15 protein-coding genes and 2 pseudogenes are annotated in these 16972 nt (G+C 52.2%); 12 read left to right on the forward strand and 5 right to left on the reverse strand.

Annotated elements, in window-relative coordinates:
* The first annotated feature begins 160 nt into the window (after positions 1 to 160).
* Entirely contained in the window at positions 161 to 1474 is a 1314-nt protein-coding gene (locus tag IEY46_RS34980) for a molybdopterin molybdotransferase MoeA (RefSeq protein ID WP_189000651.1), read from the forward strand.
* A gap of 93 nt (positions 1475 to 1567) precedes the next feature.
* On the opposite strand, the gene IEY46_RS34985 is transcribed toward IEY46_RS34980, so the two are convergent.
* On the reverse strand, positions 1568 to 2839 hold the full coding sequence (locus IEY46_RS34985) for a hypothetical protein (protein WP_189000653.1): 1272 nt from the start codon (positions 2837 to 2839) through the stop codon (positions 1568 to 1570).
* A 138-nt stretch (positions 2840 to 2977) separates the two neighbouring features.
* On the reverse strand, positions 2978 to 3349 hold the full coding sequence (locus tag IEY46_RS34990; RefSeq protein WP_189000655.1) for a hypothetical protein: 372 nt from the start codon (positions 3347 to 3349) through the stop codon (positions 2978 to 2980).
* Between the two features lie 118 nt (positions 3350 to 3467).
* Between IEY46_RS34990 and IEY46_RS34995 the strand changes: the two genes are divergently transcribed.
* The 8 genes from IEY46_RS34995 (at position 3468) to IEY46_RS35030 (ending at position 12403) form a co-directional block, all read left to right on the forward strand.
* Positions 3468 to 4271, forward strand: coding sequence for a YwmB family TATA-box binding protein (locus IEY46_RS34995; RefSeq protein WP_189000657.1), 804 nt, complete (start codon positions 3468 to 3470; stop codon positions 4269 to 4271).
* 141 nt (positions 4272 to 4412) lie between these two features.
* Positions 4413 to 5963, forward strand: coding sequence for a glucose-6-phosphate dehydrogenase (zwf, locus tag IEY46_RS35000; protein WP_373288951.1), 1551 nt, complete (start codon positions 4413 to 4415; stop codon positions 5961 to 5963).
* A 128-nt stretch (positions 5964 to 6091) separates the two neighbouring features.
* Positions 6092 to 7681 carry a peptide chain release factor 3 gene (locus tag IEY46_RS35005; RefSeq protein ID WP_189000663.1) on the forward strand — a complete coding sequence of 530 codons (1590 nt, stop codon included), beginning with the start codon at positions 6092 to 6094 and terminating at the stop codon, positions 7679 to 7681.
* 18 nt (positions 7682 to 7699) lie between these two features.
* Positions 7700 to 8008, forward strand: coding sequence for a hypothetical protein (locus IEY46_RS35010; protein WP_189000665.1), 309 nt, complete (start codon positions 7700 to 7702; stop codon positions 8006 to 8008).
* A gap of 300 nt (positions 8009 to 8308) precedes the next feature.
* Positions 8309 to 9367, forward strand: a complete 1059-nt coding sequence (locus tag IEY46_RS35015) for a LacI family DNA-binding transcriptional regulator (protein ID WP_189000668.1) — start codon at positions 8309 to 8311, stop codon at positions 9365 to 9367.
* A 50-nt stretch (positions 9368 to 9417) separates the two neighbouring features.
* Complete coding sequence (locus IEY46_RS35020) at positions 9418 to 10581, forward strand: Gfo/Idh/MocA family protein (protein ID WP_189000671.1); 1164 nt, start codon at positions 9418 to 9420, stop codon at positions 10579 to 10581.
* A gap of 30 nt (positions 10582 to 10611) precedes the next feature.
* A complete protein-coding gene (locus tag IEY46_RS35025; RefSeq protein WP_189000674.1) occupies positions 10612 to 11238 on the forward strand; it encodes a ThuA domain-containing protein in 627 nt (208 codons plus the stop codon).
* An 85-nt stretch (positions 11239 to 11323) separates the two neighbouring features.
* Positions 11324 to 12403 (forward strand): Gfo/Idh/MocA family protein, encoded by a 1080-nt coding sequence (locus IEY46_RS35030; protein ID WP_189000677.1) that lies wholly within the window; start codon positions 11324 to 11326, stop codon positions 12401 to 12403.
* Between the two features lie 82 nt (positions 12404 to 12485).
* On the opposite strand, the gene IEY46_RS35035 is transcribed toward IEY46_RS35030, so the two are convergent.
* A complete protein-coding gene (locus IEY46_RS35035; protein WP_229750750.1) occupies positions 12486 to 12722 on the reverse strand; it encodes a small acid-soluble spore protein SspI in 237 nt (78 codons plus the stop codon).
* 127 nt (positions 12723 to 12849) lie between these two features.
* On the opposite strand from IEY46_RS35035, the pseudogene IEY46_RS35040 reads away from it, so the two are divergent.
* From IEY46_RS35040 to IEY46_RS35050, 3 genes and pseudogenes are all read left to right on the forward strand, one after another.
* A pseudogene (locus IEY46_RS35040) lies at positions 12850 to 13530 on the forward strand (potassium channel family protein); the annotation flags it as partial.
* 9 nt (positions 13531 to 13539) lie between these two features.
* On the forward strand, positions 13540 to 14370 hold the full coding sequence (locus IEY46_RS35045) for a TrmH family RNA methyltransferase (RefSeq protein WP_373288952.1): 831 nt from the start codon (positions 13540 to 13542) through the stop codon (positions 14368 to 14370).
* A 406-nt stretch (positions 14371 to 14776) separates the two neighbouring features.
* Entirely contained in the window at positions 14777 to 15124 is a 348-nt protein-coding gene (locus tag IEY46_RS35050; protein WP_189000687.1) for a hypothetical protein, read from the forward strand.
* A 405-nt stretch (positions 15125 to 15529) separates the two neighbouring features.
* Here IEY46_RS35050 and IEY46_RS35055 read toward each other — a convergent pair.
* A pseudogene (locus IEY46_RS35055) lies at positions 15530 to 16504 on the reverse strand (IS3 family transposase); the annotation flags it as partial.
* Entirely contained in the window at positions 16408 to 16728 is a 321-nt protein-coding gene (locus IEY46_RS36660) for a helix-turn-helix domain-containing protein (RefSeq protein ID WP_229750755.1), read from the reverse strand. The pseudogene IEY46_RS35055 and the gene IEY46_RS36660, both read right to left, overlap by 97 nt.
* Between the last annotated feature and the right edge of the window lie 244 nt (positions 16729 to 16972).

Consider the following 16972-nt stretch of genomic DNA (forward strand, 5'->3'; position numbering starts at 1 on the left):
TTACTGTATCACAGGACAGGGATTAAAGACGATCCTTTTTCTGCTCTTGCTATGGAGCGGATGTGCTGCTAATGATACAATCAGAAAGCGGAAGATCACAAGCGACATTGATAGCGTTATCATGATAGATCATGCATGACAGCAGGAGGAGGGCGATGACATGCAGGAGCTGCAGGGATCGTCGCGTTTTGACAGACGCGCGGTCAAGGTGGATGAAGCAGCGCGTCTGGTGCTTGGGGCGGCCATGCCCGGGCGGCGGGAGAGCGTGCCGCTTGGTCAGGCGGCAGGGCGCCGTCTGGCGGAGCAGGCTTCTGCCAGCTGCGACTGGCCGCCCTTCGCGCGTTCCGGACTGGACGGGTATGCCGTCCGGAGCGCCGATACGGCGCAAGCCACGCCGCAGTCCCCGGCGGTGCTGCGCGTGGTTGGGGCTGTAGCCGCGGGGGAGCTTGCCCGCGCGGCTGTCGTGCCGGGAACCGCCATGCGGATTATGACAGGCGGGGCGGTTCCCGAAGGGGCGGACGCCGTCGTCATGCTGGAGCAGACGGCGGATACGCTGGAGAACGGGCAGCCGGTGGTGCGGGTGAAACGCGCCGCCGGGCCCGGTCAGAACATTGCGCAGCCCGGCGAGGAATTCCGCCGGGGGAGCCCGCTGTTTGAGGCCGGCACGCTGCTGCGGCCCGGCCATCTAGCGCTGCTCGCCACCTTCGGCTATGCCGATGTGGCGGTGTATGCGCGCCCGCGCGTAGCGGTGCTCGCGACCGGCGCGGAGCTGCTGCCGGTCGCTGCGCCGCTTGCGCCCGGAACCATCCGCGACAGCAACAGCGTGATGGTCGCGGCAATGGCCGAGCAGAGCGGCGCGGCTGCGCTGCCGCTCGGAAGGCTTGCGGATGACCGGGATGCGGTCACCGATGCCTTGGAGGCGGCGCTTGCGCAGGCCGATATCGTCGTGACCACCGGCGGGGTATCGGTGGGCGATTACGATATTATGGCTGCGATTATGCGCGGCTGGGCGCCGGATAGGCTTGCCGAGGCATCCGTGAACAGCAGCCTTGCGGAAGACAGGCTGCTGTTCAATAAAGTAGCGATGCGCCCGGGCAGCCCGACCTCCGCTGCCGTCGTTAAAGGCAAGCTGGTGATTGCTTTGTCCGGCAATCCCGGCGCCTGTTTCGTCGGCTTTGAATGGTTTGTGCGCCCTGCCATTCTCCGTATGCAGGGGGCGGCGATAGAAACAGCCCTGCCCGAGGCCGTGACGGCTGTGCTTGATGCGGCGTATGAGAAGGGAAGCCCGCATGAACGATTTGTCCGCACCCGTCTGTATGTGGAGCAAGGGGTCCTGCATGCCGACCCGCTTGCTTTCGGCAAATCCAGCATGATGGCTTCGATTCCGGATGCGGACGGCTTGATCCGGATTCCATCGGGATCTTCCGGGCTGCCTGCAGGTTCTCTGGTCGAAGTGCTGCTTCTCCAGGGATAACAATTTGCAACCATTCTCAACCCTCCACACAAAAAAACCGCTTCCCCTGTCTGTGCAGGAAGGAAGCGGTTTGCGCTTTATGTGGACTGATAATTATATCATGGAATTAACGAGAACTCCGTTCATCTGCAGCTGCAAATAGGACTGCATGGAAGACTGATACGCCATAAACGACTGGAGCTCATCAGAGGAGGTGCTCAAGAGGGCATCGGCAGGCAGCTGCTCGAAGCGGGCAAGGGACTTGACCAGGCGCGGCGCGATCCCGTCGAGCCCTGCTACTGTAGTCCGCACCTCCTCAGGCTGCCGGGTAATAGCCGACTTCAGCCTCTCTGCATCAAGCCTCCATTCACCGGAATCGGACTGTGTGATGCCTATCCACGCGGATGACCGGAATGCCTGATCGACGTTCTGCTTCAATGATTCATTCAAATAATCGGACGCATGACTATAAGCGGCATTGAGTTTATTCGCTTGACCAAGCAGTACGGAGAGCTGCTCAGTTATTGCATCGGCGTTGTAGCCGACGGTCACCTTGACAGGGGTTCTCGTTGTTTCAAGAAGCTGCAAGGATGCTTTGCCGTCTTCAAGCATAATCTCGTTGTTTGGCGAACTGAGAGCCGGGCCGTTATTCAAACGGTACACGGCATTCGTTCCGGAAACAAGCACGTTACCGATTCCCGTAGCCGCTATCAGGCTTCCGCCAAGATCGCTCAGTGAAAAGGATTGTTCCGGACCCGTCTTGTCCGCTATCGCTTCCAGCCGGGTCGTACCTGCCGCATTGTCTTCATTTACGATGACGGTTATGCCGAGCTTCGCGCTGTTGATCGCGTCGCGGATCTTCCCGAGTGAAACGGCATTACTGTCCGATGTCCCCACTGAAACGGAAACAATACGCTGATGTCCATCCACATCCACTATGAAGCTGTGCTTACCCGCACTTACAATAGACGGTGCCGATGCGGCAAAGTCATATCCGGCATTGCGCTGAGGCTGGGCAAGGGCTAATGCCTGAATCTCATATCCGGTACGGCTGGCTTCGGAGGTCGCTTCGCCTGATACGATGCCAGCTTGGCTGGATTGGATGGAACGCTTCTCGAAAGCGGAGGTGCTTTTGTTTGCCAACGTGTTGGCAGCCGCCCTCAGCTCATAGCTCTGGCGCAACCATGAAGCGGCATAATCAGCGGCGTGATCCATTGTTTTTTTTGCGCTGGAAGGAATATGGAAAGATCTGTTATTATTATAGGAGCCTCCCCTGTTCAAAGGGGACCGGTCTTCCTCGTATGTAAATGGATATTGTTCGGCAGACAGGACAGGCTGTACGGGATAGAACGTACTGCGGGAAACGGGTGCAATGGAACGAATCATGATTAGAACACCTCCGGGCTTATTAGCTGGCTTGCTCAGGGGACGGCGCTCGCTGCTGCGCAGAATCTCTCTCGCACATTCATCTGGACTTGATCGAATCCCCTGAGAGCATCAGATTTTCTTGCCAAGCATTTATAGTTATATAAGAAGAAACAAAAAGGCGAGAAAGGCTAAATCGATAAAAAATGAACCTCCGAAGGGACCATATCCATAATACGGATCATAAGGCGTAAAGGCCTGGGTCTGGGCTTTGGGAGCTGCAGCTTCAGTCTTGATTTTCGTTTTAGAGGATTTGCCTTTCTTCTGTGAGGTTTGAGGTGTTTGCATGAGCGTGCTTTGAAGCCCTGCCGAGGCATGCTGCTGGCCAACTCTTTCGTTGAAAAAGAGCCTGCCGTCCTCGCATCTGCTCAAAATCCCGGCATGGCGTCTGCCGTCACGGGTGACGGCGCATACCGGCATTCCACAGAAACGGTTAATATGCTCCTCATGAAGAGGATAAATGGGATTCATCCTTCTTAGTACCTCCCTGATTGCTTTTCAACAGTGTATTCAATCAGGGACGGATATGTATGGTTATTTACCCACTATGCTGCTAATTTGAAGCTGTTACCTAAGGAGGAAATTCAATATGGGAAGCAGGTCTCAGAAACAGCAGAGCCCAAGTCCCGGATCCGCAAGCCGTATAGGTATTCTTGCAGCCCTCTTCATCGTTGCTGTGGCAGCTGCGGTGGGCTTCTGGCAGACCCGGGATAGCCGGTCCGGCCCTGCTGCGGACAGCCTGCTTCACGATCTCAGTGCGGTATGGACATGGGGCGACGCTGAATTTGCCGGGGGAGCGGCGGGAGCCGTCTGGTCATTCCGCTGGGATGGAGAAGCGGACGCCGCCAGCGCCAGACGATTTGGAGAGCGATTCGACACGAAATGGACGCTTGTCAAAACTCCGCTTGGAGAAGCCTATCAAGGCGAAGCCGAAGGCGGCCTCTCTATATGGTACAGGCAACATAAGGAAGATTCCGGAGGGAATCCGCAGCAAGCTGACGGGGAAGACGCTTCTGTTGAACTCATCATATTGCTCTCCCCTGCTAAAGGCAGCCAATTGGAGATGATCAAGACAGCGGCCGCAGGGATCGAGGAAGGGGCGCAAGCGGAAAAGCTATCCTTAAAAGGAAGCTTCACCATTCGCGCCGATCCGGCGGACCGCGTTTCGGAGAAGTCCATCGCAAGACTTGCTGCTGCCCGTCAGGTTGAGGAATATAAGGATGCGAACACGCAAAGCGCCACCTATTCCAGTCCTGCATTGCGCACCCGAATTATGAGCGGCAATCAGAGCGTGAACATGCAAATTGCCGTTGTTCGCTCCGGCCAGCAGGAGAAGGTTAAATTGGTCATTGGCATACCCTTAATTACAGGGGACTACACAGCGGAAAATTAGGATTATTTGAAGGTTTAATCAGTTTTTTTTATGGCGGGATGAATAGCATCTCGCGTTCTGTTATGCTAAACTACATATCATGATCAATGAAGGCACACAGCTGAGTTGCCTAAAATACATAAGAGAGAATGAGGTATGACCGTGAGCAAACATGAATCAATTGCTGCAGCGGGTGCGGTTTATTATTTGTTCGGGGCTACCGGGGATTTAGCGCGGCGGAAGCTTTTTCCCGCACTCTTCAGCTTATATAAAGAGGGCAAGCTGGCCGAAGACTTTGCCGTTGTTGGGCTGGCCCGCAGACCTCGTACGAATGATGAATTTCGCGCCGACGTTTATGAATCCATCAACGAATTTTGCCGGTATAAGCAAGGCGATGACGAAACCTGGAAGAAATTCGCAGACCACTTTGTCTATATGTCACTGGACATTAATAATCTGGATGGCTTCCGCGAGTTGAACAATTTGACGGAAGAGCTGGACGCCAGATTCGATATTCCCGGCAACCGCCTGTTCTATCTGGCGTTGTCTCCGGAACTGTTCGGACCGGTATCGCTTAACCTGCGCGACGGCGGCCTGCTGGAATCCAAAGGGTGGAACCGTCTCGTAATTGAGAAGCCGTTCGGTTATGATTTGCAATCGGCTCGGGAACTGAACGAACAGCTCAGCCATGTATTCAAAGAAGAAGAGATCTTCCGGATCGATCATTACCTGGGCAAGGAAATGGTGCAAAACATTGAGGTTATCCGCTTTGCCAATGCTTTTTTTGAGCCGCTTTGGAATAATAAGCATATTGCCAATGTTCAAATCACCTTGTCCGAGACTGTCGGTGTAGAAGAGCGGGGAGGCTATTATGACAAGTCCGGTGCTCTGCGCGACATGGTACAGAATCATCTGCTTCAAATGCTGGCGATGATTGCCATGGAACCTCCGAGCAGACTTCATCCCGAAGATATACGCGACGAGAAGGTCAAGGTGTTCCGGTCGCTCCGTCCTTTTGCGAACAGCGAAGAAGTCAGACGCGACGTCATACGCGGTCAATATTCGGAGGGCTCGTCCAGGGACAAGCGTCTGAACGGGTACCGTCAAGAAGATTCCGTGAATCCGGAATCAAAGACGGAGACTTATTTTGCGGCCAGGGTATTTGCGGATAACTTCCGCTGGGCCGGTGTGCCCTTCTACATTCGCACAGGCAAACGGCTTCCCGTCAAAACAACGGAGATCGTGATCGAGTTCAAAAATGTCCCGGATAATATCCTGTTTGCCAGGAGGCATGATCTTTCCCCCAATCTGCTGGTCATCCGGGTAAATCCGATGGAAGGCATCTATATTAAAATCAATGCCAAGAAACCGGGCGTGGACAATACCGTTCAGCCGGTATCGATGGAATTCTGCCAGAGCTGCCAGGTTGGCCTGAATACGCCCGAGGCTTATGAGCGCTTGATCTATGATGCCGCGCGCGGCGAGTCAACGTATTTTACCCGCTGGGATGAAGTGGCGCAGGCCTGGTCCTTTGTTGACCGGATAGCCGAAGCCTGGAGGGAAGACAACGAGAGTCTGCAGTTTTATCCGGCGGGATCATGGGGTCCGGAGCAAGCGGATAAACTGCTGGCTGAGGACGGCTTTCATTGGTGGCCGGTAAATGGCCAGGATGAGGATAATGTCATCTGGATATCGGGAAGCAGCTCCAATTAACAGCTTCAAATCGCTGATCACCTGCATCGATTCGTCATATCCGCATTGGGATATTGCGGATCGATGCTTTGCTGCATAGGTTAATCTAAGATCTGGCAGCGTCATGCAAAGAAGAAGGGAACAGGGCAATGAGCAAAAGCTTAAAGGACGAAATCAGGCAAGAAGTGGAGAAAAGGCGTACCTTCGCCATCATCTCCCACCCGGATGCGGGGAAAACAACCTTAACAGAGAAACTGCTGCTTTTTGGCGGCGCGATACGTCTTGCCGGATCGGTTAAAGCGCGTAAAGCCAGCCGTCACGCAACAAGCGACTGGATGGATATTGAGAAGCAAAGGGGTATTTCGGTTACTTCTTCCGTCATGCAGTTTGATTATAACGGACATCGCGTTAATATTCTGGACACCCCCGGTCACCAGGATTTCAGTGAAGACACTTACCGGACACTGACAGCAGCGGACAGCGCCGTGATGCTTATTGACGTCGCCAAAGGCGTTGAGGCACAGACCATCAAGCTGTTTCAGGTATGCCGCAAGCGGGGCATTCCGATATTCACCTTCATTAATAAGCTGGACCGTGAAGGACAAAGTCCTTTTGATCTGATGGAGGAGCTGGAGCGGGTTCTGGGCATCCGTGCCGTTCCGATGAATTGGCCGATCGGCATGGGCCGGGAACTGTGCGGCGTATACGACCGGATGAAGAACCAAGTCGAGCTATTCAAGGGCGATGACGATCACTCCAGCATCTCCGTACGCAAGGTGAATGATTACAACGATTCCATCATTCGCGAGATGGCCGGCGATTATCTGCATGATCAACTGGTACAGGACCTCGAGCTGCTGGATGTTGCCGGCGACCCGTTCGATTTCGATAAAGTGCGCGCCGGCGAGCTGACACCGCTGTTCTTCGGCAGCGCAGTGAACAATTTCGGTGTGCAGACGTTTCTGGAGAATTTCCTCCAGCTCGCGCCGGCTCCCGCTCCGCGCAATACAACGGACGGACCGCTTGATCCGACGAACGAGAAATTTTCCGGCTATGTGTTCAAGATTCAGGCAAACATGAATCCGGCACACCGTGATCGCATTGCTTTTCTGCGGATTTGTTCCGGGCGCTTCGAACGCGGCATGAGTGTGAAGCATACGCGTGTAGGCAAGGAGATCAAGCTCGCGCAGCCGCAGCAGTTTCTGGCTCAGGACCGGGATATCGTCGAATCGGCTTATCCGGGCGATATCATCGGGTTGTTTGATCCCGGTATATTCCGCATCGGGGATTCGCTATCCCAGGGAAGCGAGATCGTCTTCGACGAGCTGCCGACCTTCTCGCCCGAGTTGTTTGCCAAAGTAACTGTCAAGAATGCGCTCAAGCATAAGCAGTACCAGAAGGGCATTGACCAGTTGACGGAGGAAGGGACCATTCAGGTCTTCCATTCCACAAGCGGCTTCGATGAAACGATTCTGGGCGTGGTGGGACAGCTGCAGTTTGAAGTGTTTGAATACCGGATGAGAGCGGAATATGGCGTGGAAATTCAGCTTCACCGGATGCAGTTCCAATTTGCCCGCTGGATTGTCGATGAGAAGATCGATCCCTCCAAGTTTCGGATCAATTCCTCACTGGTGAAGGATAAGAAAGATAATTATGTAGCATTGTTCGAAAATGAATATGCCATGCGTACGGCAATGGATAAGAATCCGACTTCCAAATTCCTGGAGATGGCTCCATAGACAGGGGAGAAATTGCGTATGAAAATATCACGGGTCCTGCGATTTATTTCGGCAATACTGGAAGCTTGTCTGGGCATTCCCATTGTGGGCGGTTTATTCGTTATCTCAATGTCGTATTCGCCGCTGATGTTTATGTTTGTCCTGCATCTGATCACCTTGTTCTTCTGCTTCCGGGAACGAAGCGGGAAGATTGGGAGCATCGCGGGGATCGTGACTTCCCTGCTGGCGTGGATACCGATCTTAGGGATGATTATGCACATACTCAGTGCAATTATTCTCTTCATCAGTGCCGCCAGCGACAGGGAGTCTCGTAATTTGAGGCAGTAAGCAAATGAAGAACAGCTTCGCGAATTCATCCGCATGGACCGGATCTGCTGCTAGCACAGACAGCCGGTAAGATTATTCGCGATATCGAGCAGCATGGCGCACCTTCTGGAATTCACATGGGGGATTGTTATCCCATTGTGAAATTTTAGGAGGTGTTTTTTTTGTCCATCTTCAAAAAAGAACAACTTGGCGATTGACAGTAAGGCGTTTACATGAGAAAATGTACGCGCGTACACTAATGCTGTTTCTATTTCTTAAAAGTCAATCTATGTTGGCAATCTGGGTTTAACCCCGGCAGAATTGGAGGAAGGACTTATTCGCAGAAGTGAGGTCGCAAAGCTTGCGGGCGTGTCGGAGGCTACCGTTTCGCGGGTGCTAAACGGAGTTGGACCGATAAAGGAAGAGACACGGGATCGCGTGCTTGAGGCTGCCAGACAGCTGAATTATGTTCCCAGCGCGCTTGCACAGCGGTTTGCCCGCAGCAGGAGCGGCAACCTTGGCGTGATTCTGCCGCTGCTGCCCAAGGTCAATCTGTTCTCGACGTTTTACTTTTCGGAAATCCTGAGCGGAATCGGCGTAACGGCCAAGGAACATGGATATGATCTGCTGCTCTTGTTCCGCAAGCCGGAAGAACCCAGAGATTATGCGAATCTGTTCAAGTCGCAGAAAGTAGACGGCTGCATCATACTTGGTGCGCAGAATGTTCCTGGCGAACGAGCGGCGTTGAAGGAGCTGCAGGAGGGGAATTATCCTTTTTGCCTGGTTAATCAGCGGTTCGACGGCGAATCGTATAACACGATTGATGCCGACCAGCGCATGGGCAGTCATGAGGCTGCGAGGTCTCTCATCCGACAGGGCTACAGACGGATACTGTTTCTGAATGGTCCCGCTGTCTATTCGAATAGCGTGGATCGGCTGAAAGGGTATCATCAGGCCCTAGAAGAAGCGGGGCTGCCCATTACGCCATCTATGGTCCTGGTTGGCAATTACAGCAGGACCAGCGGCTATCAGCATGCAGAAGCTATTGCGGGCATGATCCGCGGCGGACTTGCCGATGCCGTCATTGCCGCAAATGACCGGATGGCAATCGGACTGCTACAAGGTCTTAAAGAACGTGGGCTGCGGGCAGGAGAAGATGTGGCGATTATCGGCTGCGACGACTCCGACGGTGCAAAATTGACCGACCCTCCGCTTTCCTCGATTGTCGTCCCGTTCTACCAGATCGGCTGCGAGGCAGCGTCGAAACTTCTGGGTGCCGTTGCGGCAGACCCTCAAGACAAGAAGCTTCAACCTGTTATTCAGGTTAAACTGCCTGTACGGCTAGTTGAACGGGCATCTTCATCTGTGATTTCGACATAACCATACATCTGGAATGATCCATATACCCTATGAAAGAGGTGGCACGAGGTATGAGCAAGATACGTGTCGGTATGATCGGCTATAAATTTATGGGCAAGGCCCACAGCAATGCCTATCGGGCGCTGCCGATGTTTTTCCCGGATGTGCCGAAGCCGGAGATGAAAGCGATTTGCGGCCGTGATCCGGAAGGTCTGGAGCAGGCACGCGCCCAGTTCGGCTGGGAATCGGCAGAGACGGATTGGCGCGATTTGATCGCACGCGACGATATTGATCTGATCGATATCAATGCACCCAGTGATGCCCACAAAGAGATCGCGCTTGCGGCAGCGGCAGCAGGCAAGCATATTTTCTGCGAGAAACCGCTGGCTCTGAACCTGGCTGATTCCGTGGAGATGCTGGAAGCGGCCGAAAATGCCGGAATCAAGCATCTGGTCGGCTTTAATTACCGTTTCGCACCCGCTGTGCAGCTTGCGAAGAAGCTCATTGCGGAAGGCCGGATCGGCAAAATTTATCACTTCCGCGGTTTGTTTCTGCAGGACTTTATTGTAGACCCGGAGTTCCCTCTTGTCTGGCGTCTGCAGAAGGAAATTGCCGGTTCCGGCTCCCACGGCGATCTGGGCGCGCATGTGATCGACATGGCTCGTTTCCTGGTAGGCGAATTCCAGGAAGTGATCGGCATGAGCGAGACCTTCATCAAAGAACGCCCGATTCCTTCAGCGATGACGGGACTCAGCGCCAAAGGCGACAAAGACGCCCCGCGCGGCCCTGTAACCGTTGATGATGCTACACTGTTCCTGGCCCGTTTCGCAGGTGGAGCGCTGGGCAGCATTGAAGCGACCCGTTTTGCGCCGGGACACCGCTGCACGAATTCTTTTGAAATTAACGGAAGCAAGGGCAGCATCAAATTTGATTTTGAACGGGTCAATGAGCTTCAGGTCTATTTCACCGATGACGCTCCCGATGTGCAAGGCTTCCGCCGCGTGCTGGCAACAGATCCTGCACATGCCTACAGCGAAGCCTGGTGGCCGCCGGGCCATACGATCGGCTATGAGCATACATTCACGCATGAGCTGCATGAGCTGATGCTTGCTCTTTCGGAAGACCGCCAGCCGGTGCCGAATTTCCATGACGGGGTTGCCTGTCAGGCTGTTCTGGAAGCGGTGGACAAATCCATTGAGGAACGCCGCTGGGTATCGATTTCCGAGCTGCGGTAGAAACAGACAGACTAAGAGAGGTGTGTTGAAATGAGAAAGGCATTGATCGTATGGGGCGGATGGGATGGCCATCAGCCTAAGGAAGTCGCAGCTATTTGTGCCGATTTATTGCGCAAGGAGGATTTCGAGGTTACAGTATCCGATACGCTGGATGCTTATAAGGATGCGGGATTGATGCAACAGCTGGATCTGATCGTTCCCGTGTGGACCATGGGGACGATCGAACAGGATCAGCTGCGTCCGCTGCTGGATACTGTCCATGCCGGCTGCGGCATTGCAGGCTGCCACGGCGGGATGTCGGATTCCTTCCGCAACGAAGTCGAATACCAGTACATGGTCGGCGGTCAATGGGTGGCTCACCCGGGCAATGACGGCGTGCTGTATGAAGTGAATATGATCGATTCCGAAGATCCGCTGACTCAGGGAATTGGAGATTTCGAAGTAACCTCAGAGAAATATTATATGCATATTGATCCTGCCGTTAAGGTTCATGCGACGACCTCCTTCGGCGATGTAAAAATGCCTGTGGTCTGGAGCAAAACCTGGGGCGAAGGCCGTGTCTACCACAATACGCTTGGCCATCAGGCCAATATTTTGGAAATCCCGCAGGTATTGGAGCTGATGCGCCGCGGATTCCTGTGGGCTGCACGCAGTTAATTGGCACGTGGCTAGGTAATTTTGCTTAAAGGATATGCTGGCTCGGCATCGTCTATTTCTGTAAGTAACTTAGGAGGGTTCCCATATGAAGCGGGTTAAAGTCGGTATTGTCGGCTGCGGTAATATCAGCCATATTTATTTCACGAATTTGCAAAAGTACCCTGAGCTTGAACTTGTTGCGGCGGCTGATCTGGACCTTTCCCGCGCCCGGCAGCGCGCAGAGGAGTTCAAGCTGGATAAAGCTTATACCGTCGACCAGTTGATGGCCGACCCGGAGATTGAAATTGTCGTGAATCTGACCATACCCAAGGCGCATGCATCCGTCTGCCTGCAGGCATTGGAAGCGGGCAAGCATGTGTATGTGGAGAAGCCGCTGGCTGTAACCCGCGAGGAAGGCCAGCAGGTGCTCAAGCTGGCGAAGGAGAAGGGGCTGCGTGTAGCCAGCGCGCCGGAAACATTCCTCGGCGGCGGTATTCAAACCTGCCGGAAGCTGATTGACGATGGCGCAATTGGGACGCCGATTGCGGTCAGCGGATTCATGATCGGCGGAGGGCATGAGAGCTGGCATCCGGATCCTGAATTTTTCTATGAGCTCGGCGGGGGACCGATGTTTGATATGGGGCCGTATTATTTAACGGCTTTTGTCAATTTGTTGGGCCCAATCCGGCGCGTGACGGGATCGGCGGTTATCTCTTATCCGGAACGTACCATTACCAGCGAGAAGAAGCGCGGACAGAAGATCAAAGTCGATACGCCGACGCATATTGCCGGGGTTTTGGATTTTGAAAGCGGGGCAGTTGGAACGCTGATTACCAGCTTTGACGCCAAGGGGGGCACATCGCTGCCGAACATTGAAATCCACGGCAGCAAAGGCACGATGCTTGTCCCGGACCCCAATGGCTTCGGCGGTACGGTGAAGGTGAGAAAAGTAGGCGGCGATTGGGAAGAGATAGCGCTGACCCATGGTTATACGGAAAACAACAGGGGCATCGGCGTTGCCGATATGGCCCGTGCGATCAACGAAGGCGGTCCGCATCGCGCAAGCGGCGAGCTCGCTTATCATGTGCTGGAAGCGATGCATGGATTCCACGATGCTTCGCGCGACGGCAAGCACTACAATATGCACAGCACCTGTGAGCGTCCACAGCCGATGCCGGCACTATAAGCGCATTCCATATAAAAAAAGCACAAATCAGCTTGCCAGCATGGCAGGCTGATTTTTTTGGGGATATCCAGGAGTACTGCTGTCAGCTTGGACTTGGAGGCGTGTTTTCCGCAGTATGCAGGTGATTATACAACGTAGCAACCATCCGATTCTGATCGGGAGAGGAACTGTTCTGCCAGATCATCTCAAACAGGACGCCAAGGCCGGGGAGCGCCCGCTCATCCGTGCCGATGGAGCCTTCTATGACGTCAGTTAGTTCTTCACCGGTTTTGTCGTGCACGCGCTGGACAATTGCCTGGCGCAAATCGAGTGTGTTCAAAGGAATCCCTCCATTATCAGTTTCCGGATTAATATTTCCCGGAGCGCCCGGTTTCATCCTGCCGCAGCGACTTCGGATAATGGAAGAAGCTGTGATATAATAAGAAAACAATAACCACCAGAGAGCAAGGAGTGTGCGCACGTTGGCGAAGAAGCAGTTTGCAGTAATTGGAATGGGACGTTTTGGATCCAGTGTTGCCAAAGCATTGTCAAATCTCGGCTTTGAAGTGCTGGCGATCGATGCGAATGAACAACGAACACAAGAGGTGGCCAACATGGTCACGCATGCTGTTTCAGCCGATACGACAGATGAGGATGCATTGCGCGCGCTGGGCATACGTAATTTCGACGTGGTTGTCGTGGCGATCGGCGCCGATATTCAAGCGAGTATTTTGACCACATTGATCTTGAAGGATTTGGGAGTGCCGAAGCTGATTGTCAAGGCGCAGAGTGAACTGCACGGCAAGGTGCTGAGCAAGATCGGTGCAGACAAGGTTATTTACCCGGAACGCGATATGGGTCTGCGTGTCGCGCATCATCTCATCTCGCCTAATATACTGGATTTTATTGAATTGTCCGATGATTACAGCATTGTCGAGATGAGAGCGCCGGATCAGGCGATCGGGAAGAATCTGAAGCAGCTGGACATCAGGGCGAAATATAAATGCAATGTGCTGGCCATTAAAACCGACAACCATATGAACATTTCCCCTTATGCGGACGATATTATCAAGGAAAACGATGTTCTGGTTATTGTCGGCAAGAATCAGGATCTCAAAAATCTTGAAATTATATATGCGGAAGGCTGAACGATAATCGTGAGCAAACCTGTAACTGTTATTACCTCTTTACAAAATGATACCGTCAAGGCGATGGCCGCCTTGCTGGAGAAAAAACATCGTGACCGCAGCGGTGTTTTTCTGGTTGAGGGCGTCCACCTGGTTCAGGAAGCTTTCCTCGCCGGGGCAGCGGTCGAGAAGGTCGTCTACGATGAAGGACGGGGAATTCCCGCTGAGCTTCAGGATCATCTGGACCATAGCAGCTGCGAGCGGATTGCGGCTTCCACGGCCGTCATGGCCAAATGCACAGGCACTGATACCCCGCCGCCTGTCTTCGGCGTTGTCGCCAAGCTTAACCCGGAGCAGAACGCCTTGTACCGGGAAAACTCGCTGGTCGTTGTGCTTGACGGCGTTCGCGATCCCGGAAATGTAGGGACGATCATCCGCAGCGCCGATGCCGTAGGTGCGGATGCCGTGCTGCTGGGCAGCGGCTGCGCCGACTTGTACAATCCCAAGACGGTCCGTTCCACGATGGGCTCCTTGTTTCATTTGCCGATTGTTGAAGGCGACCTCGCTGAATTTCTCCCGGAGGCAGCAGCCAGGGGGATTCAATTGGTGGGCACCAGCCTGCAGGCGGAGGAGAGCTGCTACAGCAGGGATTGGACCTTGCCTACCTGGCTGCTGCTGGGCAGCGAGTCACATGGCTTGTCGCCGCTTGCCCTAGCGACGGTCAGCGCCAATGTTATTATTCCCATGCGCGGGAAATCGGAGTCACTGAATGTGGCCATGGCAGCGACTGTGCTGCTGTATGAAGCGCTGAGGCAGCGGGATCTTAACCCCACAATAATTCCTGGCCTCCAACCCAAATAACTATCCTATATTTAAATTACTGTCCTTAACTCTCCAAAGACTGGAAACTGGTCGGCCTTTCTACCGATCAATCTCCAGTCTTTTTCTCTGCTTTTGTATGTTCTTCTCAAGCTTTTCCCCCAACCTTCACACTCGAGTGATGCTTACCTTTGTCCTTCATTTTACTATCCCTTAAGTCCGAATTAACCGATGAATCAATTCACTTTAGATGAGTGTTATGATGTACTTGGGAAGAATTCATTCAGTCCTGGTGAGCATAGAGATCATTGGAACTCTTATATTAGAGCAATAATAGAGCGGTTTATGTCGAAAAAAGTAGACCGATCCCTTCCAACTATAGTATTATATTGGAAATACGATCAGAGTAAAATATTCGGAAATACGGCCAATTCGAGGAGACGGATACATGGGCGCAAAAAATGAGGTTATTGCGGGAGATTACGAGAAAAAGAAAGTGATGGTTACAGCGAAAGGTGCAATAATCGTACTTGGATTTACGACAAGAGTTTACTTAGACAAGACAACTATCGAAGAATATGAATTAATGGACGAATCGCATACGACTAGCGCAGCAAGTGCTATCGGGCGTGGACTTGTAGGTTCATTCCTGTTGGGTCCAGTGGGATTATTGGCAGGACTATCCGCCAAGAAGAAAGGAACTCATGTCCTGGCGATAAAGTTTAAAGATGGTAAAAAAAGCATGATGGAAGTAGATGAAAAAATCCACAAAAAAATTATGACTGAAATGTTTTGATTCGATAAAACGTCCTGTAAAGGGACGTTTTTCAGATCGTCGAGAAACCCCCGTCTTTTTAAGACGTAGGGGTTTCTCTTCATTTTGTAGAGAGGATCAGTAAAAATTGAATGGTACTTTACCCTAATTGAAGGTAATGGAAGGATTATGTCATTAAAGTGTCTATTCAGTAATTCGTTTTATGACAATAGTCATTCCAAATGGGGACAAACAATCGTTACAATAGTAGTACCTTTGATATGAATCTTATGACAAACTGAATTACAACTCACATCTAATATTGATGTGGATAAATAATAACATCGACAACTGGCGAGGAACCATAACGCAATGAACTCAAATAAAAGGCAGCCGGCACATGTGAACCGCACCCCGTCAAGTAGACAGTATAAAAATAAAAGTCAGTTAAGCGGCCTTAGTCCTGAATTCCATTGGACTGAGGCCGTTTAGTTTTGCCTGTAATCGTTCGTAATTGTAATAGTGAATATAGTCATCAATATCCTTTTTGAGTTCCCCAAAAGTGCGGTAGGTATGCAAATAATACTTCTCGCATTTCAATGTTCCCCAGAAGGATTCCATCGGTCCGTTATCTATGCAGCAACCCACTCGGGACATGCTCTGCTTCATTTCGGCTTCGTCCAACAGTTCCTTAAAGCGTAGTGACGTATACTGGAAACCACGATCACTATGAAGCATAGGCGTACTATCGGGTGCAGCCTGCAAGGCCAAATCCAACGTCTGAAATACGAGAGGGTTATTATTGGAGTGTCCCACTACATAGGAGACAATCGATTTATCATGAAGATCGAGAATCGCACTTAAATAGGCTTTCTGGCCATGGCCGTATTTAAATTCCGTGACATCCGTTAACCACTTTTCATTCGGCGCTTCCGCTTGGAACTTACGATTCAGCACGTTCTCAGCTACCTGTTGCGGCGTAGAACGCTCGTATTTCTTTTTCTTTTTGCGGATGACAGACTGGATCCCCTGAATCTTCATCAATCGTTGCACCCGCTTGTGGTTAATGGGATGTTGCATTTGTCGACGCATATGTAGCGTTAGTTGTCGGTAACCGAAGGTGCCCTCGACCTTCTCGTACAAGGACATCATAACCTCCGTCAGCTCTCGGTTCTCTACCTCGCGTGCGCTAGGAGTGCGAGTAAGCCATTTGTAATAGCTCGACCTCGGTATCCCGGCAACACCGCATAAAAGCTGTATGCTGAGCGACTCGGCTTGCTGGACAGCTTGAATGGCAAGGCAGATGTCCCCTTGTCGGTGTTCGCTTAGGGACGCCTCCTTTCGAACTCTTGTAACTTTTTTAAGAAAGCATTCTCCGCTCGGAGACGCTCGATTTCGTACTCCATTTTCTTCATGGCGAGCTTTTGTTGATCGGCTTCCGTTAGCTCCTCCGGCACCTTGGTACGTCCTCTGCCATCCTGTAAAGCATCCTGGCCCCCTGCTTCATACTTCCTTACCCATCCGTAAACTTGCTGATAAGAAACCTGAAATTGCTTTGCTGCCTTCGTGTAGTCTTGTCCATTTGCAAGGCAGTACAGGACAATGTCGATCCTCTCCTGCCATGTTGTCGAGCGTCCCTTGGTCATAGCTGGCGTTCCCCCTGTATAAGCTTTTAAGCTGCTATGACCATTATACTTCTTAATCCAATCGGTAAGTTGGGTTCGACTGGCGATCTTATACTTCTCGATAACTTGGTACTGCGACAATCCCCCACCCAGATATTCCTTAACTGCTTGATATTTAAGCTCTTCAGAATGACTACGATTATGGATGCGGATCTCTAATCCTTCATTACCGTATAAATGATATCGACGTTGCCATTTCGCTAAA

It is taken from the genome of Paenibacillus nasutitermitis (assembly GCF_014641075.1).
Lineage (GTDB): Bacteria > Bacillota > Bacilli > Paenibacillales > Paenibacillaceae > Paenibacillus_Z > Paenibacillus_Z nasutitermitis.